Annotated in this window: 19 protein-coding genes; 3 read left to right on the forward strand and 16 right to left on the reverse strand. The window is 61.7% G+C overall.

What is annotated here, in order from left to right:
* Window positions 1–56 precede the first annotated feature (56 nt).
* The gene (locus CVS30_RS03395; protein ID WP_110483899.1) at window positions 57–1136 is read left to right on the forward strand and encodes a PLP-dependent cysteine synthase family protein; all 1080 of its coding nucleotides are present in this window, start codon (window positions 57–59) and stop codon (window positions 1134–1136) included.
* On the opposite strand, the gene CVS30_RS03400 is transcribed toward CVS30_RS03395, so the two are convergent.
* Entirely contained in the window at window positions 1133–1789 is a 657-nt protein-coding gene (locus CVS30_RS03400) for an MBL fold metallo-hydrolase (RefSeq protein WP_110483900.1), read from the reverse strand. The two genes, CVS30_RS03395 and CVS30_RS03400, sit on opposite strands and share 4 nt — an antisense overlap.
* Window positions 1790–1903: 114 nt before the next feature.
* Here CVS30_RS03400 and CVS30_RS03405 point away from each other — a divergent pair, with 114 nt between their 5' ends.
* Entirely contained in the window at window positions 1904–2311 is a 408-nt protein-coding gene (locus CVS30_RS03405) for a Fur family transcriptional regulator (RefSeq protein WP_110483901.1), read from the forward strand.
* Between the two features lie 4 nt (window positions 2312–2315).
* Here CVS30_RS03405 and CVS30_RS03410 read toward each other — a convergent pair whose 3' ends face one another.
* The gene (locus tag CVS30_RS03410; protein WP_110483902.1) at window positions 2316–3422 is read right to left on the reverse strand and encodes a hypothetical protein; all 1107 of its coding nucleotides are present in this window, start codon (window positions 3420–3422) and stop codon (window positions 2316–2318) included.
* Window positions 3423–3494: 72 nt separating this feature from the next.
* Here CVS30_RS03410 and CVS30_RS03415 point away from each other — a divergent pair, with 72 nt between their 5' ends.
* Window positions 3495–3950 (forward strand): MarR family winged helix-turn-helix transcriptional regulator, encoded by a 456-nt coding sequence (locus tag CVS30_RS03415; RefSeq protein WP_110483903.1) that lies wholly within the window; start codon window positions 3495–3497, stop codon window positions 3948–3950.
* 177 nt (window positions 3951–4127) lie between these two features.
* On the opposite strand, the gene CVS30_RS03420 is transcribed toward CVS30_RS03415, so the two are convergent.
* From CVS30_RS03420 to manD, 14 genes are all read right to left on the reverse strand, one after another.
* On the reverse strand, window positions 4128–5003 hold the full coding sequence (locus tag CVS30_RS03420) for a metal ABC transporter permease (RefSeq protein ID WP_110483904.1): 876 nt from the start codon (window positions 5001–5003) through the stop codon (window positions 4128–4130).
* Window positions 5000–5857 carry a metal ABC transporter ATP-binding protein gene (locus CVS30_RS03425; protein ID WP_110483905.1) on the reverse strand — a complete coding sequence of 286 codons (858 nt, stop codon included), beginning with the start codon at window positions 5855–5857 and terminating at the stop codon, window positions 5000–5002. Before CVS30_RS03425 ends, CVS30_RS03420 begins: the two co-directional genes overlap by 4 nt.
* On the reverse strand, window positions 5854–6771 hold the full coding sequence (locus CVS30_RS03430) for a metal ABC transporter solute-binding protein, Zn/Mn family (protein ID WP_110483906.1): 918 nt from the start codon (window positions 6769–6771) through the stop codon (window positions 5854–5856). Before CVS30_RS03430 ends, CVS30_RS03425 begins: the two co-directional genes overlap by 4 nt.
* Window positions 6772–6848: 77 nt before the next feature.
* Window positions 6849–7907, reverse strand: a complete 1059-nt coding sequence (locus tag CVS30_RS03435) for a hemolysin family protein (protein WP_110483907.1) — start codon at window positions 7905–7907, stop codon at window positions 6849–6851.
* Window positions 7904–9244: a hemolysin family protein gene (locus CVS30_RS03440; protein WP_110483908.1), complete on the reverse strand. Its 1341-nt coding sequence runs from the start codon at window positions 9242–9244 to the stop codon at window positions 7904–7906. The genes CVS30_RS03435 and CVS30_RS03440 overlap by 4 nt, the downstream gene beginning before the upstream one ends.
* A gap of 251 nt (window positions 9245–9495) precedes the next feature.
* The gene (locus CVS30_RS03445) at window positions 9496–10014 is read right to left on the reverse strand and encodes a flavin reductase family protein (protein WP_110483909.1); all 519 of its coding nucleotides are present in this window, start codon (window positions 10012–10014) and stop codon (window positions 9496–9498) included.
* 78 nt (window positions 10015–10092) lie between these two features.
* Window positions 10093–10617: a redox-sensitive transcriptional activator SoxR gene (gene soxR / locus CVS30_RS03450; RefSeq protein ID WP_245934411.1), complete on the reverse strand. Its 525-nt coding sequence runs from the start codon at window positions 10615–10617 to the stop codon at window positions 10093–10095.
* A gap of 1 nt (window position 10618) precedes the next feature.
* Window positions 10619–11170 (reverse strand): gluconokinase, encoded by a 552-nt coding sequence (locus CVS30_RS03455; RefSeq protein ID WP_110483911.1) that lies wholly within the window; start codon window positions 11168–11170, stop codon window positions 10619–10621.
* Window positions 11171–11268: 98 nt separating this feature from the next.
* Window positions 11269–12231, reverse strand: coding sequence for a sugar kinase (locus CVS30_RS03460; protein ID WP_110483912.1), 963 nt, complete (start codon window positions 12229–12231; stop codon window positions 11269–11271).
* Complete coding sequence (locus CVS30_RS03465; protein ID WP_110483913.1) at window positions 12228–12902, reverse strand: bifunctional 4-hydroxy-2-oxoglutarate aldolase/2-dehydro-3-deoxy-phosphogluconate aldolase; 675 nt, start codon at window positions 12900–12902, stop codon at window positions 12228–12230. Before CVS30_RS03465 ends, CVS30_RS03460 begins: the two co-directional genes overlap by 4 nt.
* 13 nt (window positions 12903–12915) lie before the next feature.
* Entirely contained in the window at window positions 12916–13176 is a 261-nt protein-coding gene (locus CVS30_RS18515; protein ID WP_370800375.1) for an FCD domain-containing protein, read from the reverse strand.
* A gap of 193 nt (window positions 13177–13369) precedes the next feature.
* Entirely contained in the window at window positions 13370–15115 is a 1746-nt protein-coding gene (locus CVS30_RS03475) for a glycoside hydrolase family 3 protein (RefSeq protein ID WP_245934412.1), read from the reverse strand.
* Window positions 15116–15142: 27 nt separating this feature from the next.
* Entirely contained in the window at window positions 15143–15664 is a 522-nt protein-coding gene (locus CVS30_RS18240; RefSeq protein WP_245934413.1) for a gluconokinase, read from the reverse strand.
* The gene (gene manD / locus CVS30_RS03480; RefSeq protein WP_110483915.1) at window positions 15661–16890 is read right to left on the reverse strand and encodes a D-mannonate dehydratase ManD; all 1230 of its coding nucleotides are present in this window, start codon (window positions 16888–16890) and stop codon (window positions 15661–15663) included. Before manD ends, CVS30_RS18240 begins: the two co-directional genes overlap by 4 nt.
* Window positions 16891–16955 lie beyond the last annotated feature (65 nt).

A 16955-nucleotide genomic window follows, 5' to 3' on the forward strand; every position in this document is an offset into this window, starting at 1 on the left:
CAATGTACTTCCCAGCGGGGACAAGGAGCGCGGCAACCCCGGCTACGCTGGAGCTTATGACTTCCGCAACCGCCGCCCGCGCTTGGACCCATCGCGCCATTGCCACCTTGCAGGCTGAGAACAACCGTTCGGCCGACACCCACCTGTACAAGATCGAGCTACCCGAGCACTGGGGCGTGGATCTGTATGTCAAGGATGAGTCCTGCCACCGCACGGGAAGCCTCAAGCACCGGCTGGCCCGCTCGCTGTTCCTCTTTGGCCTGGTCAACGGATGGATCCGGCAAGGCACCACGATTGTCGAGGCCAGCTCGGGCAGCACCGCCGTCTCGGAGGCGTACTTTGCGCAGCTGTTGGGATTGGATTTCGTCGCCGTTATGACCCGCAGCACGAGCCCGGAAAAGATCGCGCTCATCGAGCAATTTGGCGGCCGCTGCCACTTCGTCGATCACGCCGATGAGGTGTATCAGGCGGCCGCGGACATCGCCGCCGCAAGCAACGGCCATTATATGGACCAGTTCACCTATGCCGAGCGGGCCACGGATTGGCGCGGCAACAACAATATTGCCGAGTCCATTTTCCAGCAGCTGGCGCACGAGCCCTTTCCTGTACCGACCTGGCTCGTGGTGGGCGCGGGCACCGGCGGCACCTCGGCCACGATGGGTCGGTATTTGCGCTACCACGGGCACGACACCGGGCTGCTTGTCGTGGACCCGGAGGGCTCGGCGTTTTACCCCGCGTGGCAGAGCGGGGATCCGGCGCTCATCACAGGCAATTCCTCCCGAATCGAGGGCATCGGCCGGCCCCGCGTTGAGCCGAGCTTTGTGCCGGGTGTCATCGATGCCATGATCGAGGTCCCCGATGCCGCCTCCGTGGCCGCCATGATGCACTTCGCCCAGCTCTCGGGGCTGCACGCGGGGCCGTCCACGGGCACCAATCTGTGGGGCGTGTGGCAGCTGGTTGGGCAGATGGTTGCCGCCGGTGAAAAGGGCAGCATCGTGACATTAATGTGCGACGGCGGCGAACGGTATGCGGGCAGCTACAACAACCCAGCGTGGCTGGCTGAGAAGGGGCTGGACCCGGCCCCGCCTTTGGCCACCCTGGATGAGTTCTTCGCCACCGGCGTCTGGCCTGGCTAGAGTTCCACCGACTGTCCCGAATTCAGGTGCCGGAACTTCACCCCGTGTGCCGCGCCGATGCGGGCTATATGGGATTCCGTAAAGGCCAGGCCTTGCTCGTTGAGCAGGCCGTCGTGGATCTGGAAGGCCTGTGGCGCGCGGACCGAGACCACGAAGTCCACCACCTCCGAGACCTTCGACCACGGCGCATGCACGGGGATCAGGAGCGTGCCCACGCTCACCCCGTCGGGAACGATCAGGGAGTCACCTGGGTGATAGACGTCGTCGTCAATCAAGTAGCCAACATTGGCCACAATGGGCATGGTGGGGTGGATCAGCGCGTGCTGGCCACCAAAGCCTTGGACCGCGAAACCGGCGGCCGTGAAACTTTCTCCTGCGGCGGCGTCGAAAATCCGGGCAGCCTGCGCGGGGGCCTTGTCACGGAGGTCGTGCGCCACACCTGCGGGGGCATGGATGCGCAACCCGGACGAGTGGGCGAGCGCCTCGGTGAGGGCCTCTGCGTCGTAATGGTCGGCGTGCTCGTGAGTGATCAGCACGGCGTCGGCACCATCCAGCGCCGTCTGGGATTCGGAAAAGATACCCGGGTCAATGACGAGCACGCGGCCGTCCTGCTCGAGTCGGACGCAGGCGTGGGTGAATTTTGTCAGCAACATGGTGCCAGCTTATGCCTGCTCCGGCACCTTGGCCATCATGGACGCAACGGCTCTTAGCGGCTTGGTGCGATAGGCTGGATGACTGATCCAGCAATGAGAAAGTGAGCCGGCACCATGTCTGATCTCCCCATGAAGGAGCAGCGCGTCACGAAGCAGCGTGTGGCGATCAGTGCTGCCATGGACACGCTCGACGACTTCGTCAGCACGCAGGAGCTCCACCGGCTGCTGCACGAACAAGGCACGCCCGTCTCGCTCGCCACAACCTACCGCATCTTGGCCTCGATGGCCGAGGAGGGGCTGCTCGACAGCCTGCGCAACGGTGAGGGTGAGGCCGTGTACCGTCGTTGCAACGCCACGAGCCACCATCACCACCTACTGTGCCGCAACTGTGGCAAGACCGTCGAGATCGAGGCCCCCGCCGTAGAAAGCTGGGCGGCCCGCATTGCCGCGGACAATGGCTTCACCCAGGTCCAGCACACGGTGGAAATCTACGGCCTGTGCCCGGAGTGCTCGGCCGCCTAGTTCCCTAGGCCGCGATCGCTTCCTCAACGGCGCGAATACGGGCGTTCTCATTGGCCAGACGAGTCTTCCAGAGACTCCACAGGTGCGTGAGCACCATGAGCACGGCGCCCGGGATCAGCCACAACGCCAGCTTCAGGACATCCAGGCCCATACTCTGTCCGGGGAAATACAGCAGGGTCTGCGCCGCGTGATGCCAGGCGGCCCCGTTCCAGAAGGCGTTCAGCCCACCGAAGAGTCCCGGCTGCATGGACGGAGCAAAAATACCGCCGGAACTCGTGAAGTTCAGGGCGACGAACAACAGCGTCAAGGTAGGTGTGGTCCAGTGCCGCAGCATCGGATGCAGGCCCATGCCCATCATCACAATGGCCGAAACGTACAGCCACGACAGCGACCAGATCCCCCACAGATTCCCCTGCAGCACACCGTAGAGGGGCCCGGCGATGACAACGGCGATCGTGGAGACAATAGCGCCGGCCAGAACTGCCAGAGCAAAGCGGCTCCGCAACCGCACCCGTGCCATGAAGCCCGATAGCGGCACGGAGCTGGCGTATCCGCCAATACTCAAGGCCACGAGCATGAAGAACAAGCCCTGACCCGTGCTGTCGTGGGTACCCACGGGAACTACGTCCGCCACTTGGAACGGCAGATGCTGTTCAAACGCCACGGGCAGAAAGATCTTCTGCGTGATGCTGGCCGTGGTTTCCGAGGCTGCGCTCGAGAGGAACAAGGTGGCATTCTCGGCTCCGGGCGCGTAAGCGGCAGCAAGCTCGCGCTGGCCGATCAGCGCGCGGGCACTCGCCGCATCCGGAACCGTCCGAACATCCAAAGACTCCCCCGCGGTGTCCTTGAGCGTCTGGGCAAATACCTTGGTGGCGGCTGTATCGCCGACGATGGCAACTTGCACATTGTGCGGCTGCGGCTGATGGAAGGCCCCCAAATACGCCAGACCCATGACGGCGACCAGGAAGAACGGAATGAGCATGGTCAGTCCAAGCTTGCGCCACGCCACAGCCGGCACTCGCTCCGGACGGCTCGGGGCGGGTGCAGGCTGCGGGAAATCCATGATGGGCTCGGGATCGATGGTGGCTAGGTGCGTGCTGTGATTCGTCATTATTCTTCCACCCTACGCCTAATGTTGCATTATGCAACATTGAGTGTTGCCTTCTGCAACTAGGCTAGGAGCATGAACAACACCCCGCGTGATGGCGGCATTGAAGCCGTCTTCAGCCAACTCCGCGAGATTTCGCGCCGCTCCAACGCTCGCTCGCGCATCATCGACCACCCGCTGACCTTTGTGGAGCATTCGCTGCTGCGTTTCATCGCCACGACGGAGGGCGCCCGGGCCACGGATATTGCCACGGCGTTCTCGCTCAATCGCTCCACGGTGTCGAGGCAGATCAACACGCTGATCAGATTGGAATTAGTCCAGTATCAGGATTCAGAAAACTCCGCCGAGTCCCCCACGCATGGACCCTCAGGGCGGGGCAAAATTCTGGCCTTGACGGAGCGTGGGCACTCCCAATTGGCGTCATCCACGGCGGCGCATCAAAACGTGGTGCAGGAACGCCTAACAGGGTGGACTGATGCGGAAATCACGAGCTTCGCGGCCGCATTGGCCCGCTATAACGCGGCGGAGTAGCTCTCAGGCCGCGATTGCTGCTGCGTATGTTCTGTTCTGCGCAAAGTTCACGGTGAACGTGCCGCAGAACACTGTTGTGCGGCACGTTCGAGCCGAACTTTGCGCAGGACAAAACATTCAGGGCCCCGAGGGCGCCACATAGCCCCGGTATGGGCGGCCCGTGTGCGAAAAAGGGTACTAGGCAGCCATGGACGGTCGCGAGGACCAGCCGCGGCGCTTCCGCCAGGCTCCGGCCACACGGCAGACCACGTAGATCGCGAAGGACAACGTCGTGACGTAGGGGCTGATGGGGATGCTGCCACCCAGGGCCAGCATGATGCCTCCCACGGTGGAGATCATGGCGAAGGCCACGCTGAGCAAGACCACCATGCGCGGTGCCGCCGTAACCTGCAAGGCTGCGGCCGCAGGCGTGATGAGCAGGGCCAAGACCAGAAGCGAGCCCACCACCTGAATGGACAACGCGACGGCGATTCCCAGCAGGAACATGAAGGCCAGCGAGAGCGTCCGCACGGGAACGCCACGCGCGGCGGCGATGTCGGCGTCAACACTGGCGAAGGTCAGCGGGCGCCAGATGAGCGCCAGGCCCACAATCACAATGAGCGCGGTGCCAGCCAGCACCGAAAGCTGCGTGGAATCCACCGAGACAATCTGCCCCGTCAGCAGCCCAAATTTATTGGCCGAACGCCCTTGGTAGAGCGAGAGAAATAAGATGCCGAGCCCGAGCCCAAAGGGCATGATGACGCCAATGACCGAGTTTTTCTCGCGCGCCCGGACGCCCATGGCTCCGAGGAGTAAGGCGGCGGTGATGGAGCCAGCGAGCGAGCCAAACATGACGTCGGCGCCAATGAGCAGCGCGAAGGCCGCACCGGCAAAGGACAGCTCGGCGATGCCATGCACGGCAAAGGCAAGATCGCGCATCATGACAAAGGTGCCCACGAGGCCACCGACGAGGCCCAGAATCGCACCGGCTAGGAGCGTGTCCCGGAAGAGCGGAAGTAACTCACCGTAGTTGGAGAAGTTAAAGACAGCGCTGCTGAAGTCCGCCCAGTTCATGAATTTCCTAATTCGTGTGCACCGTGCTGGTGCACTGTTTCGCCGAGCAGTTCCTCGCTGAGGTGCCCGTCAATCACGGTGTCCGGACGCCCCACAACCACCAGACGCCCCTCAACATTGAGCACCTGAACATGTGTGCCGTACAGCGCGGAGAGTACCTCCGTGCGCATGACCTCTTCCGGTGTACCAAGAGTAAAGCGGCCACCAGCCAGGTACAGCACCCGGTCCACATGCTCCAGAATCGGGTTGATTTCATGCGTGACAAAAACGACGGCGGTCCCGTTCGCCTGAGCTTGTTGGGCCACGAGCGCACTGACGGCCTTTTGATGATGCATATCCAAGGACAGCAGCGGTTCATCGCACAGCAGCACCTTAGGATTGGACGCCAGCGCCTGGGCAATGCGCAGGCGCTGCTGCTCGCCGCCGGAGAGCATTCCGACAGGGATCTTCCCGTAGCTGGAGGCGCCCACCATCTCGAGGAGCTCGTCGACGCGTTGGCGATACGCGCGCCCATGGAGCCGAAAGCCCCACTTGTCGCCGTCAACGCCCAGCCCCACGAGGTCGCGGGCGCGCATGGCGGTATCGGGTGCAAAGTGTTTTTGCTGGGGCACATAGCCAATGGCGCGACTACCGCGTTTGACGGGGACGCCGTCGAGCATAATCTGCCCGGAACTCAAGGTGGACATGCCCAACAAAATCTTCAGGAAGCTGGTCTTGCCGCTGCCATTGGCGCCCAGGACGGCGAGGAATTCACCGGCCCGGACGTCAAGGTTGAGATCTTGCCACAGTGTGCGCGCGCCATAGGCCAAGGTGGCGCGCTTGAGTGTGATGACAGATGGTGCCGCTTGGGTCATTTGCCGGCCGCTGAATTTAGTCCTTGTTCCAAGTCATCAACATTACCAAGCATCCAGTCGAGGTAGCTCGTGTTGGCCGGCAGCGTCTCGGAGAAATCGACGACGGCGACTCCCGCGGCTTCAGCGGCGGCCTTCAGCTCCTGCGTCTGGGCACTTTCAGTCTGCGTATTGTAGGCCAGCAGGGCTACCTGCTTGGCGGTCACCAGGGCCTGCGTTTCCACCATGGTGGCGGCCGGAACATCGGCCCCATTTTCAACGGCAGAGGTGAATTTCTCGGGGGTCTTGTTGACCAGACCGGCCTCGCTGAGCAGGTACAGCGGCACGGGCTCGGTCACGGCCGCACCCTCGCCACCGCGGCTCGCCTTCAAGGTAGCCAGGCGAGCCTCGAGCCCGGTGAGTTTTTCCTTGAACGCGGCGGCCTGCGAATCAAAGGCTGCCGATTGGGCGGGAAGGGCCGCGCTAAAGCGTGTTGCGAGCTCGTCAGCCAGCTTCTCCATGGTGGGAAGTGAGTACCAGACGTGCTCATTGAAGTCGGTCCCGGTATCTAGGCCGGACAGCTCGCTGACGTTGACAATCTTGTCTGCATCAAGCTGGCCCTTGGCGAGCTGCGTGAAGAAGTCGTCGTAGCCGCCACCGTTTTCCAGACCAACCTGAGCTTTGGAGACCGCCAGCTTGTCTTGGGCGTTGGCCTCGTAGCCGTGCGGGTCCGCCGCGGGGTCCGAGATGATGGAGTGCACATCGACGTAGCTGCCGCCCACGGCCTTGGCGATATCGGCGTAGACGTTGGTGCTGGCTACAACGGAGACCGTGCCCGCGGCGGCAGGGGCAGTTTCACCCCCGCCGCAAGCCGTCAACGCTACGGATGCAAACAGAGTTGCACCGAGAAGTAGGACGGAGCGGCGGGGCTGAAACATAGTTTTTCCTTATCGACGTGCTAATGAGAACAGTTACCAATAAGAACCAGCATAGCTCATATTGGGAACCGTTCGCATCAAGAGCGGCGTCGGTCCTGAATCTGCGTCTGCGTGGCGTCGCGAATCTCGCCCACCAACTGCTCAATCACATCCTCCAGGAACAACACACCCACGGCCTGCTCGGAAGGGTCCATGACGCGCGCCATGTGCGATCCGGAACGCTGCATGACAGCGAGCACGTCTTCGATTTCCTCGCTTGCTGCGATGTTAACCATGGAGCGCACGCGCCCCTCGCCGATCGCCATCTCGTAGCGTTCCAGAGGAATACGCAGTACGTCCTTGAGGTGTAGATAACCCAGGAGGTTTCCAGCATCGTCGGCAAACACAAAGCGGGAGAATCCGGTCTTACCCACCATGCGCTCAAAGTCCACCGGGGTAGCTTCGGGTGCCATGGTGACCACCGAGTCCAGGGGAACCATGATCCCGCCAGCTGTTTGCGAGGAGAACTCGAGGGCGCCGGTGATCAACCCTGTCTGGTCATCCACGAGCCCGCTGCGGGTAGATTCCTCAACGATCGACTGCACCTCTTTCAAGGTGAAGGCAGAGGTGACCTCGTCCTGCGGCACGATCCCGAACAAGCGCACAATGTGATTTGCCAACCAGTTCAGTGCCACGATGAGCGGACGTACCACCTTGCTGATGAGCACGAGCGGCGGAGCCAACAGCAACGCAGCCTTGTCCGCGGCCGAGACAGACATGTTCTTGGGCACCATTTCGCCAAAGGTCACGTGCAGGAACGTCACGAGCGCCAGGGTAAAGACAAACGCCACGGGTCCGGCAATGTTGTCATCCAGCCCAATGACGTGCAGCGGTTCGGCCAAGAGGTGATGGATGGCGGGTTCGGCAACGTTCAGGATCAGCAGCGAACACACCGTGATACCCAGTTGCGAACACGCCAGCATCAAGGAGACATTTTCCATGGCGCCCAGGGTGACCTTGGCGCGCTTGGATCCGGCGTCGGCCAGGGGTTCAATCTGGCTGCGCCGGGCGGTCATGACGGCAAATTCTGCCGCGACAAAAAAGGCGTTGCCGAGAAGCAAGATGACAAGCCAGGCAATTCCAGCCCAGGGACTCACAGTGCATCACCTGCTTCGTCCGTTGCATCCGAGAGGGAAGGAGAAGGTGCCGGGATGAACTTAATCCGGTCGATCCGCCGTCGTTCTACCCGGTCCACCACCAACGATCCACCTTCGACGGCGACAGTGTCACCAACTAGCGCGATGCGGCCAAGTTCGGCCATCATGAAGCCACCGACGGTTTCGTAGCTCGCCTCATCCGGGACGGACAGCGGCCCGATGCGCTCGGAGACCTCGTCGGGACGCATGAGCCCCGGGAAGAACCAGGCGCCATCGGCGGAGAGCAAAATGCCGGGCTTGATGCGGTCGTGTTCATCGGAGACTTCCCCGACGATTTCCTCGACGAGGTCTTCCAGAGTTGTCACACCGGCGGTTCCACCGTATTCGTCCTGCACCACGGCCATTTGGAGATTTCCTTCGCGCAGTTCAAGTATCAAGGCGTCGAGGTGAACCGTCTCGGGGACGCGCAAAACGTCTGTCATGATGACGCCTACCTCGAGCTGATCACGCTTGCGGAACGGAATCGAGACGGCACTCTTTAAGTGCACAACACCCAACACGTCGTCCGACGATTCCCCGATGACCGGGAAGCGGGAGTAACCCGTACGGCGGGCCAGATCAATTATTTCCGCGACGGACTGGGTGCTTTCAATGGTTTCAACACGCATACGCGGGGTCATGACGTCGGCGGCCGTACGCTCGGAAAAGCGCAGGGTGCGAGCCACAAACGTGGCAGTACCCTCGTCGAGGGTTCCCATTTCTGCCGAACGGCGCACCAGGGAGGCCAGTTCGGCGGGAGAGCGTGCTCCGGAAATTTCTTCCTTGGCTTCCATGCCAAAGAGATTCAGCACCTTGTTGGAGAAACCGTTCAAGATAATAATGAACGGCTTGAAGATAGCGGTGAAGACCAGCTGCGGGCGGGCAAGCGCCTTGCCAATCTCAAAGGACTTGGCGATGGCCATGTTCTTGGGCACCAGCTCGCCGATCAGCATAGAGAGCAGGGTTGCGATCACCATCGCCACAATGAGGGCAATGCTGGACACGGCAGCCTCGGGAAGCCCCAGACCACCCAAGGGGCCCAGCAACAACGCACCGAGTGAGGGTTCCATTAAGAAACCGGTCAGGAGGGTTGTCAAGGTAATGCCCAGCTGGCAACTAGAGAGCTGGGTTGAGAGTGATTTCAAACAGCGCAACAACGGCACCGCACCCTTGTCGCCGTCGTTCACGGCTCTTTGAACGTAGGCCTGATCGAGGGCTACGAGGGCAAACTCCACGGCGACAAAGAAGCCGGTTCCGAGGATAAGCAGCAAACCTGCTGCAAGAAGGATCCATTCCATGATTACTGCACCCCCTGAGCTATTTCGCGCAGAGAAACTGCGCTGCAGCGGGGGTTGGCCGCCGGCGGAGGGTGGTCAGCGCTGAGGCCGGCCGCAGAGGAAGTAGAAGGGCAATGGTGGGCACGAGTGCGGGGTTTGCCGGCATTGTCAACACGTTTGCGGGAGTTCGTTTGTGAACTCTGCAAACCGTTGCGCCGGCCCCTAGATTTACTTTCCATAGGATTTTCAGTCTACATCAGCGTACCCACGAGTTAGCCAGCCAGCACGCTGTGCTCCCCCAAAGAATGGAACGCGCGGCGGTGATAAACCATGGGAGAACCCACGGTCAGGGGCGCAATAATCTCTACAACCTCGGCCGCCAGAAGTAGTGAGCCGCCGGCGGGAGTTCGGCTGAGAATCGTGCACCGTAGGCTGTATCCGTCGTGGACTAGGAGGGGCTCCCCGCTGTCCATGCGGCTCCACGCCATGGAGTCGGTAAAGCGTTCCGAGCGTGCGTCGGCGAAGATCCTGGCCAGGTTAAGATTTGTGGCACTGAGCAGATGGACCACCACGGAATCGGCGATGGCAATCGCGGCAGCAGATCCGCTATTGGCGGCGAGGGAGAAGGCCAGTAGGGGCGGCTCGGCCGAGACGGAGGCTACCGACGATGCCGTAATGCCCACAGGGCCGCTGCCGGAGTCTGCCGTAATGACAGCCACGCCCGCCGGGTGCCCGCCGAAAGCTGTTTTGAAGGCATCCGTCAAGGGAGGTGTCTGAAGCTGCACAGTCATGGGCTAATCAATCCTCTCGAACCGCAGCCCTTGCGGCTGAGTCTTCAAGTGACTCTAGAACCTCAACCATAGTTGAGGTCAAATCGAGGAGGCTGTGCCCATCCCGGAAGCGTCGGGCAGATGTGCCCCGTCGAAGACCCGGGCGCCGGGGCCGGCTTGCGCCACTTGATCCTCGGGATTCACAAAGCCGCACTCGGCTAGGGACAGGCAGCCGCAGCCAATACAGCCGCCGAGGCTGCCGCGGAGCCGTTCCAGTGCCTCGATGCGCGCCGTCAGCTCGGCCTGCCAATGTTCGGAGAGCCGCTGCCAATCGGCTTGCGTTGGCACGCCGTGGTCCGGTAACTCTTCAAAGACGGTGGCTACCAAGGCCAGGGGAATTCCGGCTCTTTGGGCGGCCCTGATAACGGCCACCCTCCGGAGGACCGAGCGTGGATATCGCCGCTGGTTTCCCGAGGTGCGGCTGCTGAAGATCAGGCCCTGGCGTTCATAAAAGTGCAACGCCGAGACACTCACGCCTCCGCGCTGCGCAACCTGACCCACGCTCAACAGTTCCTGAGAGCGTTGGGCGGGAACGCCGTCGGAGGTGTCAGGTGGAAGCACCACCTTAGTGATCGGAGATCTTGCGGATCCCGGCAACGGCCTCGTCGAGAATTTCATTCATGCTGCCAGCAATATCGACGATCACGGCGGCCTCGTCCGCTTCCATGGGTTCCAGGGCATCGAGTTGTGAGGCCAGCAGGTTCGGCGGCATGAAGTGACCGGAGCGGCCTTCGAGACGGGAACTGAGGACCTCGAGGGAACCATTGAGGTGCAAGAAGATGGTGTCGGGAGCCTTGGCCCGGATAGCGTCGCGGTAGCGTCGCTTGAGTGCAGAGCAGGCAACCACGATGCCAGCGGAGCGAGTCGTCGCCAACTCATGCCCCACGAGCTCAAGCCAGGGCCAGCGGTCATCATCATTGAGGGGCGTACCCGCGGCCATCTTGCGGATGTTGGCGAGGGGATGCAGGGAATCGGCATCCACAAAGGGGAAGCCCATGGCATCAGCCACGAGGGTTCCGATCGTGCTCTTGCCAGCGCCCGAGACGCCCATGACCACAACACGGGTGGCGTTCGGTGTAAGTCCGGCAGGATCGGCAGAAATTTCAGAGGTCGTCATAGCTTCCTGTTATATCAAAGGTTGTCAGAGATCACAGTAATGAACTGCTTCACTACCGCCCAAGGTGGCGCATTAGTTCATCTTCAAGGCACTAGAATTCAGCGGCTAACAGGCTCTTTGCCACCCAATAGCCCCAACTCGCTGCGGCGGGGTGCACCCTCCCAGTCTCCAGACACCAGGCAGGCAAAAGCCCCCGTTTGAGCCGCCGTCAGCAGCCGCTCTTCCGGAGTCTTGCCTGCTACCAGCTCTGCCAAATACCCTGCCACAAAGGCATCTCCAGCCCCCACGGTATCCAGCGCGTCAATGGCGATGGGCCGCTGGCTGTAGTGGCCGCCGTTGATTATCGCAACGGCACCCTCAGAACCAAGTTTGATAATGACTTGCGAAGGCCCCAACGCAGCGATTCGCTGAGCCAGTGCGGCAGGGCCAGGAGCCTCACCCACCGCAATGGTGGCCTCGTCGTCGCCCGCAAAAACAATATCCACCAAGGGAATCAGCTTTTGGTAGGCAGCGGCGGCATCCTCCGCGTTCCAGAGCGCGCGGCGGTAGTTCAAATCTAGGGAAATGGGCACTCCGGCAGCCCTGGCTGCAGCAATGGCGTAGTGAACCGTGGCAGCAGCCTGATCCGAAAGTGCCGGAGTAATCCCACTAATATGCACCAGTGCGGCGCCAGTAATCAGCTGTTCCGGAACATCGGTGGACGAAAGCCGCGAACCTGCACTGCCCTTCCGGTAATAAATCACGTTTTGAAGTGCGGCGGTGCGGCGCTCCTTGATCATCAAGCCTGTAGGGGCGCCGTGATCGAGCGTGGCATGAACTTGAACGCCTTCGGCCCGAATTTCCCGTAGCACCAACTCACCCAAGGCATCATTGCCTACCCGCCCACACCACTGCGCGGAGGTGCCCAAACGCTGCAATCCAATGGCCACGTTGGATTCTGAGCCACCCATTCCCGGGCTCATGGAGGTTGCGTGGGCCAGCGGACCGGGAGTATCTGCCTTGATCAGGGCCATGGTCTCACCAAATGTGAGGACGTAGGGCGTGCCAGCTGCTGTGCTCATTGCCCCGCCCCAGCTTCATCTACCAGACGGCGAACCCGTTCCGCCCGCTGCGTGAGTCCCGGCAGCGATCCACCCTTGAATGCATCGCCTAGCAACGGCCCGCCCATGCTCACCGCAAGGGCGCCGGCCCGAATCCAGAATGGAGCATCGTCAATGCTGATCCCACCCGATGGCACCACGGCCAGGTCAGGGAATGGGCTGCGCAACTGGGAGATGTACTCCGGGCCAACCGTTGACGCCGGGAACAGCTTGACGGCTGTGCTGCCCAGACTCCATCCGGTGTGCAGTTCGGTAGGCGTCAAGCCGCCGGGAAATATGGGAACACCGCGTTGCACCGCCGCCTTAATGACGTCAGGGTGCGTAATCGGTGTCACCAGATAGTCCGCCCCGGCAGACATTGCCGCCTCCGCCTGTTCCACGGTTGTCACAGTGCCCACGCCAATTTCAACGCCGGCACCAAAAGTGGCCCGCAGCGCCGGAAGCTCGGCGATGACCCCCTCAGTGCTGAGCGTCAATTCAATACTCACCACGCCGCCATCTACCAGGGCCCGGATAACCGGGGCGTATTCCCAGGCATGCCCTGCGCGTAGTACGGCAATGACTCGGCTTGCGAGCAGAATGTCCGACGGCGCGGGCCGGGCAGGTGGGATGACAAGGTTTTCGTGGTTCATGAGTGGCACCTTTCTAGTGGTTGGCTGTGGGTCGTGACTGAACGGTGCGGGCGTGTCTGGTCAACACCTCACGCAGAGAGCCCTCACCCACTTCAAGGAGGGACTCTTCAATCATGCGGACGTAACCTTCGGAAGTTTTCATATGTTCACACATGGCGTCTTCAGCGGCTTCGGCATCCCCGGCCCGGATGGCGGCGGCTATTCTTCGGTGCTGCTGCTGCTGTTCATCACCGACCAGATTATTGACCTCGCGGTAGCGCCGCGCCTCCGCCATCACGGTGGTGAGTTCATTGCGCAGGGCGTCGATTACAACGACGAGCTTGCAGACAGCTACGCCTACACATCCGCATACCTGCCGGTGAACCGCCTGCTCGATGGAACCATCCACGACTGGTAAATTGCCCTATCAAAAAGGCCGCTTGCCACGTCCGATTTTCCGGAAGTGGCAAGCGGCCTTTATGTGAGTCCTAGAGCCGGGTGTCGAAGGAATTGCAGAAGACGTTCTCGTTGAACGTGCCCTGGAATTCGGAGAGTCCCTGGATCTTTTCCACCGTGGCCCGGATGGCTTCGCGGGAGTCGGCGTGGGTGTGGATGGCGGTCTTGACCATCGGCACATCGATGAGGTGGTTGGGCTGGTTCAGCGAGACAAAGACGGTGGGGACCTCGGTGACGTACCACGGGATCTCCGCAGCCATCGGGGTGGACCACTTGACGCGGATGGCCGCCTCCTGGGCGAAGCCCTTCACATTGGCGAACACCAACGCGGCGTCGTACTTCTCGGAGTAATCGTCCGTGGCCTCCTCGGAGATGACGGACATGAAGTTCACGCCTTCCTCCCCCGCGGCCTTGCGCTGAGCTGCGGTCTTGAAGATGTGCACCTCAAAACCCACACGCTCAAGCTCGTCGGCCACTGTGTCCAGGTAACCCAGCGGGTCCGCCATGGTGAAGTCCGAGCCGCCGGAGATACCGTACAAACGGATCTTCTTGTGTGTGGCCGGGGTCAGCGGCAGGTTGCCCTGCGTGTCCTTGACCAAGGTGACCGTCTTGTCGGCGATCTCAGCGGCAATGGCGCGGTGCTCAGCCGAACCAATCACGGCCAGCTGATCAGCCGGGGGAACCAGCGATTCGCGAGCTTTGATGTGCAGGCCCAGCGACGCCTTCAACGCGAGGATGCGGCGCAGGGCATCCTGCAAACGCTCCTCTGTAATGACGCCGTTGCGGTAGCCGTCCAGCATGTAGCCAAAGTCCTCTTCCGGGTTGCGGAAGAACAAGAACATATCGCAGCCGGCGGCGATGGCGGCGGGCACCAGGTCGCGGCGCTTCATGGCCTGGGTCATGCCGATCATCTGCGAGGCATCGGTCAGGATCAAACCATTGAAGCCCAACTCGCCACGCAGCAGTTCACCGAGCAGCTCCGGCGCCAAAGTTGCGGGGAGCACCTCGGCGTCGCTCAGTCCCGGGCGGAAGCGGCGGGAAAGCTCCGGCGCACCAATGTGCCCGATCATGATCGACTGCACGCCGTGCCCGATCATCTCGCGGTACACATGGCCGTACGTCTTATTCCACTCCTCATAACCGAGGGTGTTGTACGAGGTGACCACGTGCTGATCGCGCTCGTCGATGCCATCGCCCGGGAAGTGCTTCATGGCGCAGGCGGTCGGCGACTCGCTAATACCGTCGAAGTATTCCTTGGCCCGCTCCACCACTACCTCGGGCGTGTTGCCGAAGGAACGCGTGGAGATGACGGTGTTGCGCCAGTTGTAATGAATGTCCACGATCGGCGCGAAGGCCCAGTTGCAGCCCAGCGCAGCGGTTTCCACGCCGGCCACCTGACCCATCTGGCGCGCGATCGACTTATCCGGGTGCGAGCCGGCCTGCAGATGCGTCGAGACAAAGGTGCCGTCGTCGCAGCTGCCGGCCCCGCCCATTTCCGGGTTGGAGGCGATGAGCAGCGGGATCTTCGTGGTGGCCTGCGCGTGGCGAATGTGTTCCTGCACGGCTCCCGAGGGGCCCGGCCGGTACCGCATGCCGCCCACGTGGAACTTCTCGAGCACCTCATCGAGGTATTCGGGGGCGTAGCTGTTGTTGTGGTTGATGAACAGCTGGCCGATCTTCTCTTCCAGCGTCATCGACCCAATCGTCGATTCCACCCAGGCCACGCCCGCATCGTCCAGATTGAACGGTGCGGCGCGCAAATCCACTGCGTAACTCATTACTTCTCCTGATGTTTCCTGTGGTCTTTAGACAGTTTGCGCAAGACGTACGACGGCGTCACTCACCAGTGCGGGGACCGGCGCCGAAATGTCAATCACCACGGCGCGTTCGTCATCGGCGATGGGTTCCAGCGTTGCCAGTTGGGAATCGAGCAACCCAGTGGGCATGAAGTGTCCGGAGCGGCCCTCGAGCCGCGCCCCCAACACTTCCCTGCTGCCGTCCAGATGCAGGAACACCACATCGGGCGCCTTGGCCCTGATGGCGTCGCGGTAGCTGCGCTTAAGTGCGGAACAGGCCACGACGAGTCCGTTGGCTGAGGCCGCCAGTTCCTGGCCGACGATTTGGAGCCAGGGTTCCCGGTCGTCGTCGTTCAGGGGTGTGCCGGCCGCCATCTTGGCAATATTGGACACGGGGTGCAGGGAGTCCCCGTCCGTGAACGGCAGGCCGAGCTCGTGCGCCACGAGGGCGCCGATCGTCGTCTTGCCGCAGCCGGAGACTCCCATGACCACAATGTGCTGCGTTTTGGCAGCGTGTGAGGCGTCGATCACCAGTCGTGGACCGTTCCGTCAACGAGGCGGTTGTAGGGCAGGTAGGCCTGCTGGTACGGGAAGGCCTTAGCGGCTTCCTCGTTGAATTCCACACCGATGCCGGGGGTGTCGCCGGGGTGCAGGTAGCCGTCCTTGAACGTCATGGACTGCTGGAAGACCTCGTTGGTCTTGTCCGAGTGCTGCATGTATTCCTGGATGCCGTAGTTGTGGATGGCCAGGCCAACATGCAACTGAGCGGCGAAACCGATCGGGGAGATATCGGTGGGGCCGTGGAAACCGGACTTGATCTGGTACTGGGCTGCGAAGTCCATGACCTTCTTCAGCGGGGAAATACCGCCGAAGTGGGTGGAAGCTGCACGGACGTAGTCAATGAGCTGTTCCTTGATGATGGTCTGGTAGTCGTAGACTGTGTTGAAGATTTCACCGATAGCCAGCGGCGTGGTGGTGTGGTGACGGACCCAGCGCAGCGCTTCCTGGTTCTCGGCCGGGGTGCAGTCTTCCAACCAGAACAAGTCATACGGTTCCAGCGACTTGCCCAGCTTTGCGGCCTGGATCGGGGTCATGCGGTGGTGACCGTCGTGGAGCAGGGGAAGCTCGGGACCAAACTCGTTGCGAACTGCCTCGAAGACTGTGGGCAGGTGGCGTAGGTAGGCGCGGGTGTCCCAGTCTTCTTCCTGCGGGAATGCACCGCGGCCAGCAGGCTCGTAGTCGTAGCGTTCACCGGAGGCCTGGGCCTGAGCAGCAACACCGTAGACGGCCTTGATGCCGGGGATAGCTGTCTGAATGCGGACGGACTTGTAGCCCAGTTCCAGGTGCTCACGCACGGAGTCGAAGAGCTGGGGAATGTCAGCTCCGGAAGCGTGGCCATAGGCCCGCAGGCCGTTACGTGATGCGCCGCCGAGGAGCTGGTAGACGGGCATCCCGGCGATCTTGCCCTTGATGTCCCACAACGCCATGTCAACGGCGGCAATCGCGGCCATCGTGACCGGGCCGCGGCGCCAGTAAGAGCTGCGGTACAGGAACTGCCAGGTGTCCTCGATACGGTGCGGATCCTTGCCAATGAGCAGCTGGGCAACATGCTCCTTCAAGTACGCGGCCACCGCGAGCTCACGCCCGTTCAGGGTCGCATCACCGATACCCACCACGCCCTCATCGGTCGTGACCTTCAACGTCACAAAGTTACGGCTGGGACTGGTGACAAAAACTTCTGCGGAAACAATTTTCACGAGGGATTCCTTCCAGGAAATGGTGTGTGCGCTCCGAGTAACTCAAGACAGAAACTCGGAGCAAT

Origin of the sequence: Arthrobacter psychrolactophilus (assembly GCF_003219795.1) — a bacterium.
Taxonomy (GTDB): Bacteria; Actinomycetota; Actinomycetes; order Actinomycetales; family Micrococcaceae; genus Specibacter; species Specibacter psychrolactophilus.